This window comes from Campylobacter concisus (assembly GCF_015229965.1).
Classification (GTDB): Bacteria; Campylobacterota; Campylobacteria; order Campylobacterales; family Campylobacteraceae; genus Campylobacter_A; species Campylobacter_A concisus_BD.
Window position 1 is genome coordinate 13,538 of the sequence record NZ_JAAKZB010000019.1, and the last position, 17,373, is coordinate 30,910.

The following is a 17,373-nucleotide window of genomic DNA, read 5'->3' on the forward strand; positions in this document are numbered from 1 at the left end:
TTCAGGAAGGAGCGTTTGAGATGTTAAATAAAAATTTAACTATCTCTATTCATGTGATTAACAATCACTCTATTAGTGAGCAGGGCGGTCTTGCCTTGTTTTTTAGGAGGAATTTATGAAAAAACATAAATTTGTGATTGCCGATTCTAAACGCTGCATAGGATGTGCGACCTGTATGGCTGCATGTTTTAAAAGTGCTTATGAACGCGGCAAACTATCACGTGCAAGGCTAAGCGTCTTAAGAGAAGCTAGCGGTGTTATGCCGACTCAGTGCAGGCAATGCGACGATGGCCCTTGCGCAAATGTATGCCCAACTGGAGCGTTGCGATTTAACGATAATTGCATCGAGCTTCACGAGGAAATTTGTATAGGTTGCAAGATGTGCACGATCGCTTGCCCTTATGGTGCGATAAGCTCAAGTGCAGAGCTTATGCCTTCAGTAAATTACGCTGTCGAGCCAAAATACTATCTTGAAGTAGAGTCTCAATCAGGCGCAAAAAACATCGCAGTAAAATGTGATATGTGCTTTGGCCGTGAAAATGGACCAGCTTGCGTTGATGTATGCCCAACAAGCGCTCTTATAATGGTTGATCCAGAAGAGGGTAAACATAAGCTTGGCAAGAGGATAGACTACGAAGCAGCGAATAAATTTGCTACTAAAATTTTAAACGGACAAGGAGCATAAGATGACTACGGTTTATATGCTATTTCTTGTAAGTGCCGTCGTTAGCATCTTGCTCTACTGCGCTCCAAAAGCCGCTGTTAAAGTTGGTTTTGGACTAAGTGCTATAAGCTGCTTTTATGCGATGTGTCACTTCGTTGCAAATATGGGAGTAAGTGATAGCTTTGCTCTTATGGATGGCTTTTTGTATTCGCCAAAATTTGCACTAAATCCACTTGGAAATTTCTTCAGCTTTGTCGTTGTTTTCATCGGATTTGCAAGTAGTGTTTATGGTATGAGCTATGCAGAAGAGTACATAAAAAAAGCAAATGTTGGTGTGTTTGCATGTTTGTTTAACACATTCATCCTTTCAATGCTTCTAGTAATCAGTGCTGATAATGTATTTTGCTTTGTTGTTTTATGGGAGCTTATGACTCTTGTATCATCATTTCTTATCATCGTCAATGACGGTAAAAATACACTTAAAGCGGTTATGGTATATCTTGGTATCGCACAAATCGGTGCATTTTGTATAACCTGTGGCTTGCTTATCACAGCTTACTATGCAGGAAGCTTTGAATTTAGCGCATTTATGGGTGTTAAGATGCCATTTGGCGCTTCTGCTGCTGTATTTGTACTATTCTTGGTCGGCTTTGGTAGTAAAGCTGGTATGTGGCCATTCCATGTTTGGCTTCCACAAGCTCACCCAGCAGCACCATCAAACGTTTCAGCCCTTATGTCAGGCGTTATGATTAAAGTTGCTCTATTTACACTAGTTAAATTTACACTTTACCTACCACTTAGCACATACTTTGGTCTTACAATACTCGCTCTTGGTGCAGCTAGCTCACTATTTGGTGTTTTATACGCTCTTTGCCAACACGACTTCAAAGCTTTGCTTGCTTACCACTCAGTTGAGAACATAGGCATCATCTTGCTAGGTCTTGGAACAGGTATCTACGGCGTTGCAGCTGGAAATTTAACACTTGCAGCAGTAGGTTTTCTAGCAGGTTGCTACCACGTAGTTAACCACGCTATATTTAAAGGTCTACTTTTCCTTTGTGCTGGTTCAGTTATCCACGCTACTCATACACAAAATATGGACATCCTTGGCGGTCTTGCTAAAAAGATGCCATGGACAAGCCTTGGTATGTTTATAGGTATCATGGGTATCGCAGCTTTACCTCCAGTAAATGGCTTTGTTTCAGAGTGGTTTACATATCAAGGTATGCTTCAAGGTGCGATGGGAGAAGGAACATTAGTTAGATATGCATTTACACTTGGCGTCGTAGCTCTTGCGCTAACAGGCGTTTTGGTTGGTATGCACCTTAAACTTTACGCTGTTATCTTTGCAGGTACTCCAAGAGATCAAAAAATTTGGGAAAATGCTAAAGAGAGTCCGATAGGTATGGTTCTTGGTATGATCATCTTAATGATAGGCTGCGTTGGCTTTGGTCTTGGCGCAAACTACATAGTTGATTACATCATGCAAGCTGTAAATTCTATCGCTATAAGCGACTATAAAGCTAGCCTTGGTGCTATAAATGTAACTTCACCTATGGGCAGCATGATCTCAACTCCACTTATCGCTTTAGTCCTATGTGCGACTATGATTTTGCCATTTATCATCCTTGCTGTTATGAAAGCAAACAGAGATAAACCACGCGAAACTGATCCTTGGGCTTGTGGCTTTAAATATAGCTCACGTATGCAAATGACAGGTGGTCCATTTACTGGCGATCTTAGAAAAATTATGCAATGGCTATTTAGAGCGGATAAAAAAGTAGTTACTAGAAATTATTTTGACGCGGTTGAGTATCACAACCATCCAAAAGATATTTGGTGGGGAATGTTTTATGAGCCAGTCATTAAATGGTGTGTGAAATTTGCTGATAAGCTAGGTATCGTTCAAAGTGGTTATACAAATGTATATACACTTTATATCTTGCTATATCTTTGTGTCATACTTGCTGTGAGCTACTTTTTAGTTTAGGAGACGAAAATGCAAACTATACTTTTAATGATATTTCAAGTAGTCGTTATCGTTTTGGTAGCTCCTTTGTTTGATGGTATGGCAAGAAAACTTAGAGCTAAACTTCAATCAAAACAAGGTAGCGATTTCTTTCAAACATATCGCGACATTATAAAGCTTTTTAGAAGAGGAAGAACCGTGCCTGAGTGCTCTCACTGGGTATTTAGATGGGCTCCATTTTTCCTTTTTGCAACTTCAGCTGCAGTACTAGCTGCTATACCTATAACATACAGCAAAGATACTGTATTTGGAGCTTACTCAGATATATTTGTTATCCTCTATCTTGGTGCGCTACTTAGATTTGTATTTGGTGCAGCTTCAATGGATAGCGGCAACCCATTTGCAGCAACAGGTGGCGGCAGGGAGCAAATGCTTGGTGTTTATGTTGAGCCAGTTATGATTATGTGCTTAATCGTAGTTATGCTTGCAGCTAAAACATCAAATTTAGTTGAGATCCAAGAGATGGTAAGAACTGGCGTTATCGGATATCAAATTCCAAGTTTTGCCGTTGCTTCTATCGCATTTTTGTGGTGTATGTATGTTGAGACTGGTAGAAAGCCATTTGACTTAGCTGAAGCAGAACAAGAGCTTCAAGAGGGTGTTCTTGGTGAGTATGCTGGTAGCGACCTTGGCTTAGTTCAAGCATCACTTATATTAAAACAGTTTGCTATGATCGGACTTTTCCTAAGCATATTTGAGCCATGGAATTTTAGCAATCCTTTCTTAGCTATTATCGTTTTTGTGATAAAAACTGGAGTATTTTACGTCGCAGCTGTATTTATAGACAACTTTGGACCACGCTTTAAAATGACTTCATCTTTACGCAAAAATGCTCTTGGTGCACTTGCTATTTCGTTTGTTGCACTAACACTTTATGTAGTAGGAGCGTGAGATGCAAACACTAGATATATTAGCCATTTGCATGATCGTAACTTCGCTTGCGGTTTTTGGTCTTAGAAGCTTGAAACTCTCAATCATCGCTTATGCGATAGAGACACTACTTTTAGTTAGTATATTTTTCTTGCTATCTGAGAAATTTAACGCTGAGCAGCTAAAAACTTGGGCGATCGTTGCGTTTTTTACCAAAGTTCTTTTCGTGCCAGGAATTTTGTTCTGGCTTATCAAAAAACTTGGCGTAGTTAGCGAAGATGAGCCAGTTGGTGGATTTTTTGTAAGTCCTGTTATTGCTATGGGATTTTCTCTAGCTCTTTCAATGAGTATCCACCCTATATTTTTAAAATTCTCTCTTATCAAAGAAGAGATTATGTTAATCGCTGCTGGAACAGTCTTTATGATGGGAATTTTTGGCTTTATGCTAAGAAACTCATTTATAAAACAAATTCTAGCTTACTGCTTGTTTGAAAACGGTATCCACCTAAGCCTTGCTCTAATGGCTTACAACTCACATGAGCTAGTTGAGCTTGGAATTTTAACAGATGCGATATTTGCTGTTATTATCATGAGCGTTCTAGCGATTAGATTTTATAAAGCTTATGATAGCTTAGATACTTCTAAAGCTTCAAATTTAAGGGGTTAGAGATGGATAGTTTAGCTTTAATACTTATCTTACCGCTCCTTGGTGCTTTGATCTTGTTTTTAAGTCCTAAAAACTATGCAGTACTTAGCGGACTTCATGTCTTGTTTTCTGCTGCGACATCAGTGGCTTTACTTAACAATGTTCTTAAAGTTTTAAGTGGCGGAACTTTTTATAGTTTTGATAAATTTTTATTCTTAGATAGCTTAGGCTGTGTTTTCTTGGTGCTTATCGCCGTAACTGGATTTATAGTAAATTTCTACTCTATCCATTACATGAGATGGGAGCTTGAAGATGGACACATCCACCTAAGCGATCTTAAAAAGTACTACGCACTAAGCCATGTATTTATCTTTACAATGACTTTAAGTGTTATTTGCAACAACGTTGCGTTTATGTGGGCAGCTATCGAGGCTACAACACTAGCTTCTGTGTTTTTGGTTGCTATACACAAAGATCAAAAATCAACAGAGAGTGGTTACAAATACATCGTTCTTTGTTCAATCGGTCTAGCATTTGCTCTTTATGCAACCGTTCTTCTATACTCAGCTACATATAGCACACTAGGAGACGGCGAGGCTTCTATGCAGTTTTCAAGCATAATGGCTAACGCTAAAAATCTAAACCCAGATGCAGCAAAACTTATCTTTGTATTTGCGCTAATTGGTTTTGGTACAAAAGCTGGTCTTGCTCCAACTCACACTTGGTTACCAGACGTTCACGCTGAAGGTCCAGCACCTATCTCAGCATTGCTATCAGGCGTACTTTTAAAATGTGCGATGCTTGCACTTTTAAGATACTACGCTATCACAGCTCAAGCAGTTGGATTTAGCTTTGTTGAAGGCGTAATGATCGTATCAGGAACTATCACACTTTTTGTAGCAGGATTTTTCCTAATAAGACAACACAACGTAAAAAGAATGTTTGCATACCACTCAATCGTTCACATGGGTGTTATCGCATTTGCACTTGGTGTTGGCGGTAAATTTGGTCTATTTGCAGCGATATTCCACTGCTTAGCTCACAGCTTCACAAAAGCTTTGGCTTTCTGCTCAACAGGTAACATAGCAAGAATTTACGGTCACAAAGATATGAGTAAGATGGGCGGCATGGTTAAGATCGCACCTATTACAACTATTATGTTTGGTGCAGCTGTATGCTCACTAGTTGGTGTTCCAGCATTTGCTATATTTGTTAGCGAATATAACGTCTTTGTTGGAGCTATCACAAGTGGTCAATACATCGCAGTTGCGCTATTTGCTATTGCACTTGCAGTTATTTTCATAGCTGACTTTGCGCACTTTAACATGGCAAGCTTTGGCGAGCCAAAAGGTGTGGTTGTTCATAATAAAGAGATGAGTTTATTTGAAAATTTACCTCTTATAGCACTCTGTGCCCTTATCATAATCTTTGGCGTATGGCACGTAGATAGCTTTTATACGCTAGTAAATAACGGTGTTAATATAATGATGGGAGCTTTAAAATGAGAGGCGATAAATTTGTTGAAATCCTAAAAACAAAGGTAAAAATTTTAGAAGTAACTCGTCAAGCAGACGATCAGATCACAGTTTTAGTTGATAGAAACGATCTTCCACTAGCTGTTAAAACACTTTATTATGATATCGGTGGCTTTATAAGCACCATGATACCAAACGACGAGCGCCAGATAAATGGCTGCTATGCGCTTTACTATGCTATCTCAATGGAAGGTAGCAAGATGACTGAGGCGGACGACTTTGCAGCTGAGGATAAGTGCTTTATCACAGTTAAAACCCTTATCCCAGGAAGCGATCCGACATTCCCGTCAGTTACTCCGCTCGTGCCAGCTTGTGTTTGGTATGAAAGAGAAGCTTATGATATGTTTGGTTTAGTAGCTGAGGGTCTGCCTGATAAAAGACGTCTAGTTTTAAGTGATGACTGGCCAGACGGACTTCACCCACTTAGAAAAGATGCTATGGACTACCGCTACCGCCCTGATCCAGTAGATCACAGAGATGAGCCTGATGCGGAGTTTTTGTTCCCAACAGGTGATGCAGTAGTTGATGTGCCACTTGGACCACTACACGTTACATCTGATGAGCCAGGTCACTTTAGACTTTTCTGCGACGGCGACGAGATCATCGACGCTGACTACCGCTTGTTCTATCAACACCGCGGTATGGAAAAGCTAGCTGAAAATAGAATGAACTATGATCAAATGGGCTATCTTGCAGAGCGTGTTTGCGGAATTTGCGGTTATGCTCACGCTATCGCTTGTATCGAAGCAGCAGAAAAAGCTATCAAGCTTGAAATCCCACTAAGAGCTCAAGCTATACGCGTCATCTGTCTTGAGATCGAGCGTCTTCACAGCCACCTTTTAAATATAGGTCTAGCTTGTGAGGTCACTGGTAACTACAACGCTTTCATGCATATCTTTAGGGTTCGTGAGTACTCTATGGAGCTAGCTCAACTTGTAACTGGCGGACGTAAAACATACGGCAACGTCGTTATGGGTGGCTTAAGACGTGATATGACAAACCATGAGATCAAAAAAGGCTTAGAGATCATCAACAAACTTGACATTCAAATTTCAGAAATTTGGGATGCAGTTTTGGAAGACAAACGTCAAATCGGACGCTGGAAAGGTGTAGGTATCCTAGACCGTCAAATAGCACGTGACTTTAGTCCAGTTGGTCCAAATATGAGAGGCTCTGGCTTTAAACGTGATAACCGCTACGATCACCCATACGACTTCTTCAAACAGATAGAATTTGAAGTAGCAGTTGAGCATGGTTGCGACGTTTTTGCTCGTGAGATGGTTAGGTATAAAGAGCTAAAAAGCTCTATCCACATCATCCGCCAATGCTTTGAGATGATGCCTCAAACTCCGATCATGATCGATCCTGTGACTATGATCAAGCCAGAAAATTTCGCACTTGGTCACGATGAAGCACCACGTGGTGAGAACGTTCACTGGATCATGCAAGGTAGCGCTCAAAAAGTATATCGCTGGAGATGTAGGGCTGCGACATATAACAACTGGCCAAGCCTAAGGTATCAATTTAGAGGAAACAACATAAGTGACGCTGCGCTTATCGTTTGCTCACTTGACCCTTGCTACTCATGCACCGAGCGTGTTACTTTGGTTGATGTAAGGACTAAAAAAAGTAAAATTTTAACAGAAAAAGACCTTAAAAAATTCTGTCAAGATGGCGGGGTTAGTAAGAAGGATTTAAGATGATGAAGTTATTTGACATCACAGAAAAATATGGAAAGGCGACATACGCCTATCCATTTGAGCCATATATTGTGCCTGAGAATTTTCGCGGTCAGCCAGACTATACGTACGATCTTTGTATAGGTTGTGCAGCTTGCGGTATCGCTTGCCCTAGTAACGCAATAGAGCTTAAGATGAACGATGAGCAAACAAGACTTGTTTGGCAGTTTGACTGTGGTCGTTGCATATTCTGCGGACGCTGCGATGAGGTTTGCCCAACTGGAGCTGTAAGACTTAGCGATAGCTTTGAGCTTGCGGTTAAATTTGACAAGAGCGCTCTTATACAAAGAGGCGAGCTTGAGATGCAAACTTGCAAATGCTGCGGCAAGCCATTTACGCCAAAAAGGCTTATAAATTTCACACTTGAAAAGCTTGGCACAGCAAATTTACTCCCAGGCAGACTTGAAGAGGCAAAAGAGTACCTTTTTATCTGCCCAGAGTGCAAGAAAAATCAATCTGCTGAGAGGCTAACAAAAGGCGTTGAGGAGGCTATAAAATGAGTCTATATCAAGTCCCAGAGGACATAAAAACAGCAAATGACCTAACTGCAAAGCTAGAGCATTTAAAAAATATCAAAAGAAGCTTTAGCGTTTATAGGATCGACTGCGGAAGCTGCAACGGTTGTGAGATCGAAATTTTCGCTGCTATCACTCCGATGTGGGATCCAGAGCGTTTTGGCTTTAAGCTTGTAGCAAACCCAAGACACGCTGATATCTTGCTTTGCTCAGGACCAGTCACAAGACAGATGTACTACCCACTTCTTCGTGCTTACGAGGCAGCTCCAGATCCTAAGATCGTAGTTGCTTTTGGTGCTTGTGGAAGTACTGGTGGAATTTTTCATGACGCTTACAGCGTTTGGGGTGGTATAGATAAGATCATACCAGTTGATGTCTATATCCCAGGCTGCCCTCCACACCCAGCAAGTGTTATTTATGGTCTAGGTATGGCTCTTGGCATCATTGATCAAAAGCTACACAAAAAAAGCTATGAAAATGATAGCACCACACCTCCTCCAGTTAAAAAGTCAGTAATGGGCGATATCTTGTTTGAACGTGACTTGCATGCTGAAAGTAAAAGGCTGATGAGTTATATCTTTGGTAGAACACTATTTGAAAAATATATGGACGCTATCAAGGGCTCAAGTGATATCCACAACCCAGAGCTTGCACGTGAAGCGGTCATAGCAGCTATCAAAAAAGAAGATGATCCTAGATATGCTGAGTGCATGGCACTTTTACACAACGATGTCTATCTAAAATATGCAAAAGCTGGTAAAAATTTTGCGATCGATGTTGATAGTGAGGTTTGGAGTAAAAGATGATACAAGTTTATAAGCTTACAAAAAGGCATATGGACGACAACGAAAAGCTTCCACGCGAGCTAAAGGAGATAAAAGTTTTCTCCACTTGCGTGGGGCACGGTGTTGGTACGATTGATTTTAGTGAGAAGATCTTAGAGCTAAGCGATGAGGAATTTGACGAGATGATCAAAAATTCTGGCGAATATGTGAAATTTAAGATCGGAAATTTAAGCAAGTATTTTGAAGTTGAAATTTTTGCTGAGCATATCGCTAGACTCTTGCCACAGCTTTGTGAGTGTAAGCTTAAAGAAATTTTGGCAAATTTAAAAGAGGGATATATCGTGCTTAGGAAGGACTTTTGATGAAAAAGGCCATCCTTTGCATCGGTAATCCTATGCGTGGCGATGATGATGTGGGCAATGAAGTCGGCCGCATCGTAGAGCAGGAGCTAAAAGAGTGGAAGGTCTTTTTTGGGCAAGATGTGCCTGAGAATGAATTTTCAGCTATTAGAGATTTTGCACCTGATATCTTGATAGTAGTCGATGCGATGAGCGGTTTTGATGAGGATAAGATAGAGTTTTTTGACCTAAGTGACGATAGAGATTACATCTACTCAACCCATAACCTCCCAACGCCAGTGCTTTTAAGCTATTTGCGAAAAATTTGTCCAAAGACGCTTTTTCTTGGCATTAGTGTCTTGCTTGAAAATGTCCTTGACTTTGAAGAAGGCCTAAGCGAGCAGGCTAAAAAAAGTGCGAGAAAAGCCTTTTTAAGAATTGTAGAGATTGATAAAAATTTAGTTGGTTAAATTTAGCAAGTGCTAAATTAAATCTGGGGTTTGCTAAAGATAAATTTGATCGTTTTGGATTTGAAATTTAGTGTAAAAAGAAGCTTTAAACATTAAATTTTAACGCCAAATCTCTATCTTTGGCGCTACTTCTTTGCTTTTATTTCTTATAGATCAAAGAAGGTCAAATAAAAAGGAGACGTGATGTTAAATCCGGCAGAAACCGCTCAAGCGGTCTCAAGTTCTATGGAGCATAAAGCTCATACACCACTTGTAAGCATTATATTCCTTGCTATCATGGCTGGAGCTGCTATTGCAATGGGTGATATCTTCTGGGCTCACTCAACAGTTGGTATGGCTGAAAAACAGTCTATCGGTCTTTCAAACTTCATCGGTGGTATCACATTTAGCTGCGGCCTCATGATGGTTGTATTTTATGGCGGTCACCTATTTACTAGCTCTGTTTTAAGCGGTGTTAGTGCGTATGAGGGCAAATTGCCACTTGGCAAAACCATAAGCTACTGGGTAATTGTTTGGATATTTAACTTCGTTGGCGGTGCATTGATCGCTTATATGTATTACTACTCTGGTTTGCCACTAAAGTATGACGGCTACATCTTGCAACACTTCGTGCCAGCAGCTATTGGTAAGATCACAGCACCATTTCATGAGCTATTTCTTCGTGGTATCTTTTGTAACGTCTTTGTTTGTATGTCTATTTGGACTGCGACAAGCGAGAGCAACCTATCTGGTAAATTCTTTGCCATTATGTGGATGATCGGCGCATTCGTTGCTTGCTCAATGGAGCACTGCGTTGCAAATATGTTCATCATCACTGAGGCTATCATCTCTAAAGCTCACTATATAGCAGCAAGTGGTGGCGATATCAACGCTGCAGCAGCTTTACTTCACACTACAGCTGATAAACTAGATGTCATCAACTGGACAAATTTCTTAAGCAAAAACTTGCTTCCAGTTACACTTGGTAACATCTGCGGTGGTCTTTTCTTTGTTGGTCTTGTTGGCTTCATGGCTAATAAATTTGATATGAAGAAAAAAGCTTAAAAACTCCCTTTTAGTCTTTGCTTTTATGGCAAAGGCTAAATTTTAAATTTCTCTTTTTTACCTTAAAAGTTTCAAAAAAATCTCTTATTTTTTATCTAAAAAATGTCACACTAATTTAAAATTTATCGTTTTAACTCTGTTTTATTTGAAAATTTATGACATTTTGGAGTTTAAAATTTCTTAATTAATAAATTTAGAGCAATAATAAAGCTAAAATTTAATATAATCCCACGAAAAAAGGAGAGCTTATGAAAATTTTTAATGCATTTTTTACTGGCATTATATTTGTTCTCGCTCCTATTTTTACGCTATTTGTCGGAATTTACAACAACTACTTTTCATTTTATGGCATAAATGAGTATTTCAATGTGATTTTTGTGGATAATGTGCCTTTTTTGTGGCTTTTACCTGTGTTTTTTATATTTGGGTATTGTTTCTTTTACGCGCCATTTAGAAAAATTTTTAGAGCCTTTTATCTGCTCTTGCTTGTGCTTTGCGCACTCAGTTGGTATCCTGATTTTGGACGAAGCTTGGGTGAGGCTTATTTTATGAGTAAGCCACTTGAGATGGATCTATCTTCAAATTTACAAAGTGATCAAAAAACAAGTGGCAAAGTCCTTTATGACGGACGAAGAGAAATTTATTTTCTAAGAAGTGACAATGATAAAGTCGTTAAAATTTCAAAGTAAAGTTTTACCTTTATTTAGTTACAATGGCATAAAAATTTAAAGGTTTAAAATGCGTATAAAACTTCCACACGTACCTTATGTATCACATAAAATAGCAATAGATCTTTTAAACTGTGGTTTTGTAAAGTTAAACAAAGGTATCGAGCCTATCGTAGCAAAAGCAAGTGAAATTTTAACTACTGATGTTCAAAAAGAAAGAGCGCTAGACGAGCGAGTAAATGAGCTTTTAGAAAAAAACGAGGACGAGATGCAAACGATGCAAATCGACCGCAAAAATATGTTTTGGCTCGTTAAAAAGAAACTTGCTAGCGAATTTGACGTCATTTTAACTCATGAAGATAGATTTAGCAATGTCGCTCATAAGATACTTGAGACTATTTGGAAGAGCGGGTTGGTTGATTATAGCGTATCTGAAAACCGCGTAAAAAACGTGATATATGGCTCGATAGATGAGTATCTAAAGAGCTATGAGAAGATAGAAGATAGCGTCTATGAGATGATGCAAAACTACAAACGCAAGCTTATCCCTGGAACTGATGAATACGACCTGATTTTCGAGCGTTTGTATCAAGATGAGCTTAAAAAAAGAGGAATGCTTTAATGAAAGCTTATATTTACATTGAAAACGGCGTTTTTTTAGAGGCAAAAGCCTTTGGTGCTCACGGCGAGTGCGCAGGCGAGCTCGTTTTTAATACCTCTATGACTGGCTATGAGGAGATCATGAGCGATCCAAGCTATGCTGGTCAGTTTATCGTCTTTACTATGCCAGAGATCGGCATCGTTGGCATAAACGAAGATGATATGGAGAGCCTTAGAATTCACGCAAGTGGCGTCATAATGAGAAACTACAACGAAATTCCCTCAAACTACCGCTCGCAAAAGTCTTTAGGCAAATTTTTCGAAGAGCAGGGCAAATTTGGCGTTTATGATGTTGATACTAGATATTTAACAAAGATGCTACGCGACGAGGGCGCACTTATGGCATACATCTCAACGCAGATAAACGATAAAGATGAGCTAAAACGCAGACTTGAAAGTAGCGGACGCATAGAAAATATAAACTACGTAAAAACAGTCAGCGCAATGGATGAGTACGAGCATAAAAAAGGCGCTTGGGATAGAAATTTAAAGTCATATAAGCCGCTAAAAAGTATCGGCAAAAAGATAGCTGTTTTTGACTTTGGCGTAAAGAGAAATATCCTAAATGAGCTATGCGAAACTGGCCTTGAGGTCATCGTCGTACCACACGATACGAAGGCTGAGGTTTTGATAGATAAATTTAAAAATGGCGAGATAAACGGGGTATTTTTATCAAATGGTCCAGGCGAGCCAAAGAATTTAAAGGCTGAAATCGCTGAGATCAAAAAGATGATAGAGGCTAGGATCCCTATATTTGGCATCTGCCTTGGACATCAGCTGCTTTCAAATGCCTTTGGATACGAGACATATAAACTTAAATTTGGTCAGCATGGAGCAAACCATCCAGTCTTAAATTTAGAGACAAAAGCTATCGAGATAACAACGCAAAATCACAACTACAACGTGCCAGAGAGCATCGCTGAAATAGCGGTTGTGACACATAGAAATTTGTTTGACAACACGATCGAGGGTGTAAGATACAAGGACTATCCGATCTTCTCGGTGCAACACCACCCAGAAGCAAGCAGCGGCCCTAACGAGAGCAAATATATATTTAAGCAGTTTTTAGAAATTTTATAATATGCAAAACATAAGCCTTTACATGATTATTTCAGTTGCGCTTTTGAGCAGCTTTAGTCATTGCATCGGCATGTGTAGCGGGTTTTTGAGCTTGCAAGCTCTATTCTTTAAAGGCAAAAGTAAGAGTGAAATTTTAATGCTAAGCACGCTTTATAACCTAGCTAGAATTTTTGCTTATGTGGCTTTGGGGGCTTTATTTGGTGCTTTTGGAGCAGCCATTAGTTTTGGTATGCAAGCAAGAGGCGTGATATTTTTCATAGTTGGCTTAGTGATCGCATTTATCGGCATCGCACTACTTTTTAGGGGCGAGCTTTTAAAATTTATTGAGAGCGAAAAAGCACTTAAATTTATAGTAAAAATGGCAAAAACAAGCGCGCAAAAGAGAAATTTGGCAAATTTTTTACTGCTTGGCTTTTTAAATGGTCTTTTGCCTTGCGGTGTGGTCTATTATTTCTTAGCGCTTGGAGTTTTAAGCGCAAATGTGGCTGACGCATCCTTGATAATGCTTATCTTTGGGCTTTGCACCTTGCCAGCGATGTTGCTAGCTAGCTTTGTTTTTGGCTTATTAAGAGAGAAATTTAAAGAGATCATGTTTAAGCTCTCAGCTTGCATAATGATCTTAAACGGACTTTATCTATCATTTTTAGGATATAGAGCAAATGCCTAGTTTAAATTTAGATGAAAATTTCTTTTCAAGTAGCGAGGGCATGAGACTTGCTAAGCTCGCGATGATGGGCGAGATGATGGCAAATATAACTCACCAGTGGAAGCAGCCGCTAAATGAGCTAAGTTTAGTTTTATATAAGATGAAAAAGCTCGCTGGTGACGAAGATGGCGAATTTATCGGCTCTTATGAGAGGGCTATGCAGATCATCAAATATATGTCAGAAACTACTGATGAGTTTAGCTCGTTTTTAAATCCAAACACACTTTCTCAAGAATTTAGCCTAGCAGACGCAGCTAGAGCGTCGATACAGATCGTAAAAGGCGTGATGAAAAAAGAGGGCATTCATATAGAGCTTGAGGTGTTAGGGGACTCAAAAATTTATGGTCATAAAAACAGGCTCATGCAAGTCATCATAAATTTACTAAATAATGCAAAAGACGCACTAAATTTACAAAAGATAGAAGAAAAAAATATAAAAATAAAGATTGATAGCGATGAAAAATTTGCTTACCTAAGCGTAGAAGATAACGGTGGTGGCATAGATAAAAATGTGATAGATGAGATTTTTAAGCCATATTTTACCACCAAAGAAGATACCAAAGGCACTGGCTTAGGACTTTATATGTCAAAGCAAATAATCGATCAATTTAATGCAGAAATAACAGCGGGCAACAGTGATAATGGGGCCTGTTTTTTAATAAAGTTACCACACAAAGGAGAGATAGATGAATAAAATTTTAAAGAACCTAACGGTTTTGCTTGTCGAAGACGATAGCGACAGCAAAAAGATCATGCACGATGTGCTAAGTGACAATTTTGAGAAAGTTTTTACTGCTCAAAATGGTGATGAAGGTTTGAAAAAATTTAAAAAATACAACCCAAATATGGTAATTACAGATGTATTTATGCCAATTAGTGATGGACTTGATATGACAAGATATATCAAGGAAATTTCTAAAGACACACCTGTCATCGTCCTAAGTGCGCATAGCGAAAAAGAGACTTTATTAAAGGCGATCGATGTTGGCGTTGATAAGTATCTCATAAAACCTATAATGGCAGATGATCTTTTAAAAACGATAGAAAATGTCGCAAAAAGCAAGATAGAAACTGCAAACATCATCCAAGTTGCAAACGGATATAGCTTTAACAAAATTAAGCGCGTACTTATCAGAGACGGTGTTGAAATTTCACTTACTAAAAAAGAGCTTGCATTTATCTCACTTTTGATAAAAAGACTTGGTACGCTCGTGCTTCATGATGAGATCAAAAGCGTCGTTTGGGTTGGTGAGAGCGTTACAGAAGCAGCTATCAGAACCTTTGTTAAGCGTGTTAGAGACAAGGTTGGCAATAACTTTATCAAAAACGTTCCAGGACTTGGTTACAAAATAGACAGAAGACTTTCCTAGTTAATGAGAATTTATATTAATTAAGTTTTTTTATAGATTTTCTATCTTAGAATAACGAATCATTAATATAAATTTAACTAGGAGGATATTTTATGCGACCATCTCAGCTACTACACTATGATTATAGTGTAGCAAAGCTATTTATGTTTGCCACGATACTCTTTGGTATCATAGGCATGGTTGTTGGCGTAGTTATAGCTTTTCAAATGGCCTGTCCAGAGCTTAACTACATTGCCGGCGAATATTCGGCGTTTGGGAGGTTGCGTCCTCTTCATACTAATGGCATCATTTTTGGCTTCATGCTCTCAGGCATCTTTGCCACTTGGTACTACATCGGACAGCGTGTTTTAAAGGTTTCGATGAGCGAGTCGCCATTTTTGATGTTTATCGGCAAGCTTCATTTTTGGCTATATATGCTTGTTATGGTTTTGGCTGTTGTTACGCTTTTTATGGGCGAGAGCACAGCGAAAGAGTATGCCGAGCTTGAGTGGCCACTAGATATCGCAGTAGTCGTCGTTTGGGTGCTTTGGGGTGTTAGTATATTTGGCCTCATCGGTATCCGCCGCGAAAAGACACTTTACATCTCAGTTTGGTACTACATCGCTACATTTCTTGGCGTTGCGATGCTATATTTATTTAACAATATGGAAGTTCCAACAAGACTTGTTAGCGGATATGGCTCATGGCTGCACTCTGTCTCTATGTACGCTGGCTCAAACGACGCTTTGGTTCAGTGGTGGTACGGCCACAACGCAGTTGCATTTGTCTTTACAGTGGCGATCATCGCTCAAATTTATTATTTCTTACCAAAAGAGAGCGGTCAGCCGATATTTTCATATAAATTATCGCTATTTTCATTTTGGGGCTTGATGTTTATCTACCTTTGGGCTGGCGGGCACCACCTCATTTACTCTGCTACGCCTGATTGGATGCAGACTATGGGTTCGGTCTTTTCTATCGTTTTGATCCTGCCTTCGTGGGGCTCAGCGATAAACATCCTTCTTACGATGAAGGGCGAGTGGGCGCAGCTTAGAGAGAGTCCGCTTATTAAATTTATGGTTCTAGCTTCTACATTTTATATGTTCTCGACACTTGAAGGACCTATCCTTTCTATCAAGTCTGTAAATGCCCTAGCGCACTTTACTGACTGGGTACCAGGACACGTTCACGACGGTGCTCTTGGTTGGGTTGGCTTTATGATCATGGCGGCACTTTATCACATGACACCGCGCGTGTTTAAGCGTGAAATTTACTCAAAGTCGCTAATGGAAGCTCAGTTTTGGATACAAACAACAGGTATCGTTTTATACTTCGCCTCTATGTGGATCGCTGGTATCACACAAGGTATGATGTGGAGAGCGACTGATAGCTATGGAAATTTACTCTACTCGTTTATAGATACGGTTGTTGTGCTTATCCCATACTACTATATAAGGGCTATTGGCGGACTTCTTTATCTAGTTGGCTTCTTGATGTTTGCTTATAACATCTACAAATCAACTTCTGCTAAAGCTATCTTAGCAGAGCCAAAAAGCGCTTCGCCAATGGGCGGCGGGGCAAAAGCTAGCGCGGAGGTGATGTGATGTTTGCTTGGTTAGAAAAAAATCCATTCTTTTTTGCAGTTTGTGTATTTGTCGTCATCGCTTACGCTGGCATAGTTGAAATTTTGCCAGACTTTGCAAACAGAGCTAGACCGCTTGAGGGCACAAAGCCTTACACCGTTTTAGAGCTAGCTGGCAAAAACATCTATATGCAAAATGGCTGCAACACTTGCCACTCTCAAATGATCCGTCCGTTTAAAGCTGAGACTGATAGATATGGCATGTATTCACTAAGTGGCGAATTTGCCTATGATCGTCCGCATCTTTGGGGCTCAAAAAGAACAGGTCCAGATCTTATGCGTGTGGGCAACTATAGAACGACTGACTGGCATGAAAATCACATGCTAAATCCAGCTTCAGTAGTGCCAGGCTCGATCATGCCAGCATATCCATTTTTATTTAAGAAAAATGCTGATATAGAGACTGCTTACGCTGAAGCGCTAACGGTTAAAAAGGTCTTTAATACGCCTTATGACGAAAAAGATATGCCAGCACTTGGCACGCTAGAGCAGACAAATGCTAACGTCAAGGTCGAGGCTGCAGCTATCGTTGAAAATATGAAAGATGAGCAGGTAAAAAGTGCATTTGCAAAAGGTGAAATTCGCCAGATCGTAGCACTCATTGCTTATCTAAATAGCCTAAAGTAGGAGCGT

General features: G+C 39.6%; 19 protein-coding genes. All 19 read left to right on the plus strand.

What is annotated here, in order from left to right; genetic code table 11:
• Positions 1–115: 115 nt before the first annotated feature.
• The 19 genes from G6W43_RS08190 (at position 116) to ccoO (ending at position 17,367) form a co-directional block, all read left to right on the plus strand.
• Entirely contained in the window at positions 116–685 is a 570-nt protein-coding gene (locus G6W43_RS08190) for a 4Fe-4S dicluster domain-containing protein (protein ID WP_002939266.1), read from the plus strand.
• A 1-nt stretch (position 686) separates the two neighbouring features.
• Positions 687–2,654 carry a proton-conducting transporter membrane subunit gene (locus G6W43_RS08195; RefSeq protein ID WP_087582966.1) on the plus strand — a complete coding sequence of 656 codons (1,968 nt, stop codon included), beginning with the start codon at positions 687–689 and terminating at the stop codon, positions 2,652–2,654.
• A 9-nt stretch (positions 2,655–2,663) separates the two neighbouring features.
• On the plus strand, positions 2,664–3,584 hold the full coding sequence (locus G6W43_RS08200; protein WP_002939300.1) for a respiratory chain complex I subunit 1 family protein: 921 nt from the start codon (positions 2,664–2,666) through the stop codon (positions 3,582–3,584).
• Between the two features lies 1 nt (position 3,585).
• Positions 3,586–4,230, plus strand: coding sequence for a hydrogenase 4 membrane subunit (gene hyfE / locus G6W43_RS08205; RefSeq protein ID WP_012001181.1), 645 nt, complete (start codon positions 3,586–3,588; stop codon positions 4,228–4,230).
• Positions 4,231–4,232: 2 nt separating this feature from the next.
• On the plus strand, positions 4,233–5,714 hold the full coding sequence (locus G6W43_RS08210; protein WP_012001182.1) for a hydrogenase 4 subunit F: 1,482 nt from the start codon (positions 4,233–4,235) through the stop codon (positions 5,712–5,714).
• On the plus strand, positions 5,711–7,447 hold the full coding sequence (locus G6W43_RS08215) for an NADH-quinone oxidoreductase subunit C (protein ID WP_009294856.1): 1,737 nt from the start codon (positions 5,711–5,713) through the stop codon (positions 7,445–7,447). The genes G6W43_RS08210 and G6W43_RS08215 overlap by 4 nt, the downstream gene beginning before the upstream one ends.
• Positions 7,444–7,983: a formate hydrogenlyase complex iron-sulfur subunit gene (locus tag G6W43_RS08220; protein WP_002939210.1), complete on the plus strand. Its 540-nt coding sequence runs from the start codon at positions 7,444–7,446 to the stop codon at positions 7,981–7,983. Before G6W43_RS08215 ends, G6W43_RS08220 begins: the two co-directional genes overlap by 4 nt.
• Positions 7,980–8,804 (plus strand): NADH-quinone oxidoreductase subunit B family protein, encoded by an 825-nt coding sequence (locus G6W43_RS08225; protein ID WP_021087529.1) that lies wholly within the window; start codon positions 7,980–7,982, stop codon positions 8,802–8,804. The genes G6W43_RS08220 and G6W43_RS08225 overlap by 4 nt, the downstream gene beginning before the upstream one ends.
• Positions 8,801–9,145: a formate hydrogenlyase maturation HycH family protein gene (locus G6W43_RS08230; protein WP_021084790.1), complete on the plus strand. Its 345-nt coding sequence runs from the start codon at positions 8,801–8,803 to the stop codon at positions 9,143–9,145. Before G6W43_RS08225 ends, G6W43_RS08230 begins: the two co-directional genes overlap by 4 nt.
• On the plus strand, positions 9,145–9,591 hold the full coding sequence (locus G6W43_RS08235) for a hydrogenase 3 maturation endopeptidase HyCI (protein WP_002939334.1): 447 nt from the start codon (positions 9,145–9,147) through the stop codon (positions 9,589–9,591). The genes G6W43_RS08230 and G6W43_RS08235 overlap by 1 nt, the downstream gene beginning before the upstream one ends.
• Before the next feature lie 183 nt (positions 9,592–9,774).
• Complete coding sequence (locus G6W43_RS08240; protein WP_035142401.1) at positions 9,775–10,635, plus strand: formate/nitrite transporter family protein; 861 nt, start codon at positions 9,775–9,777, stop codon at positions 10,633–10,635.
• Positions 10,636–10,883: 248 nt separating this feature from the next.
• Positions 10,884–11,324, plus strand: coding sequence for an isoleucyl-tRNA synthetase (locus G6W43_RS08245; RefSeq protein WP_087582963.1), 441 nt, complete (start codon positions 10,884–10,886; stop codon positions 11,322–11,324).
• Positions 11,325–11,373: 49 nt separating this feature from the next.
• On the plus strand, positions 11,374–11,925 hold the full coding sequence (locus G6W43_RS08250) for a DUF507 family protein (protein WP_194169567.1): 552 nt from the start codon (positions 11,374–11,376) through the stop codon (positions 11,923–11,925).
• Entirely contained in the window at positions 11,925–13,043 is a 1,119-nt protein-coding gene (gene carA / locus G6W43_RS08255; protein WP_194169568.1) for a glutamine-hydrolyzing carbamoyl-phosphate synthase small subunit, read from the plus strand. Before G6W43_RS08250 ends, carA begins: the two co-directional genes overlap by 1 nt.
• A 22-nt stretch (positions 13,044–13,065) precedes the next feature.
• Positions 13,066–13,710: a sulfite exporter TauE/SafE family protein gene (locus G6W43_RS08260; RefSeq protein ID WP_194169569.1), complete on the plus strand. Its 645-nt coding sequence runs from the start codon at positions 13,066–13,068 to the stop codon at positions 13,708–13,710.
• On the plus strand, positions 13,703–14,443 hold the full coding sequence (locus tag G6W43_RS08265; RefSeq protein WP_107965439.1) for a sensor histidine kinase: 741 nt from the start codon (positions 13,703–13,705) through the stop codon (positions 14,441–14,443). The genes G6W43_RS08260 and G6W43_RS08265 overlap by 8 nt, the downstream gene beginning before the upstream one ends.
• Positions 14,436–15,119, plus strand: a complete 684-nt coding sequence (locus G6W43_RS08270; RefSeq protein ID WP_012001191.1) for a response regulator transcription factor — start codon at positions 14,436–14,438, stop codon at positions 15,117–15,119. The genes G6W43_RS08265 and G6W43_RS08270 overlap by 8 nt, the downstream gene beginning before the upstream one ends.
• Before the next feature lie 92 nt (positions 15,120–15,211).
• Positions 15,212–16,702 carry a cytochrome-c oxidase, cbb3-type subunit I gene (ccoN, locus tag G6W43_RS08275; RefSeq protein ID WP_021084787.1) on the plus strand — a complete coding sequence of 497 codons (1,491 nt, stop codon included), beginning with the start codon at positions 15,212–15,214 and terminating at the stop codon, positions 16,700–16,702.
• Positions 16,702–17,367 (plus strand): cytochrome-c oxidase, cbb3-type subunit II, encoded by a 666-nt coding sequence (gene ccoO, locus G6W43_RS08280; RefSeq protein WP_194169570.1) that lies wholly within the window; start codon positions 16,702–16,704, stop codon positions 17,365–17,367. The genes ccoN and ccoO overlap by 1 nt, the downstream gene beginning before the upstream one ends.
• Positions 17,368–17,373 lie beyond the last annotated feature (6 nt).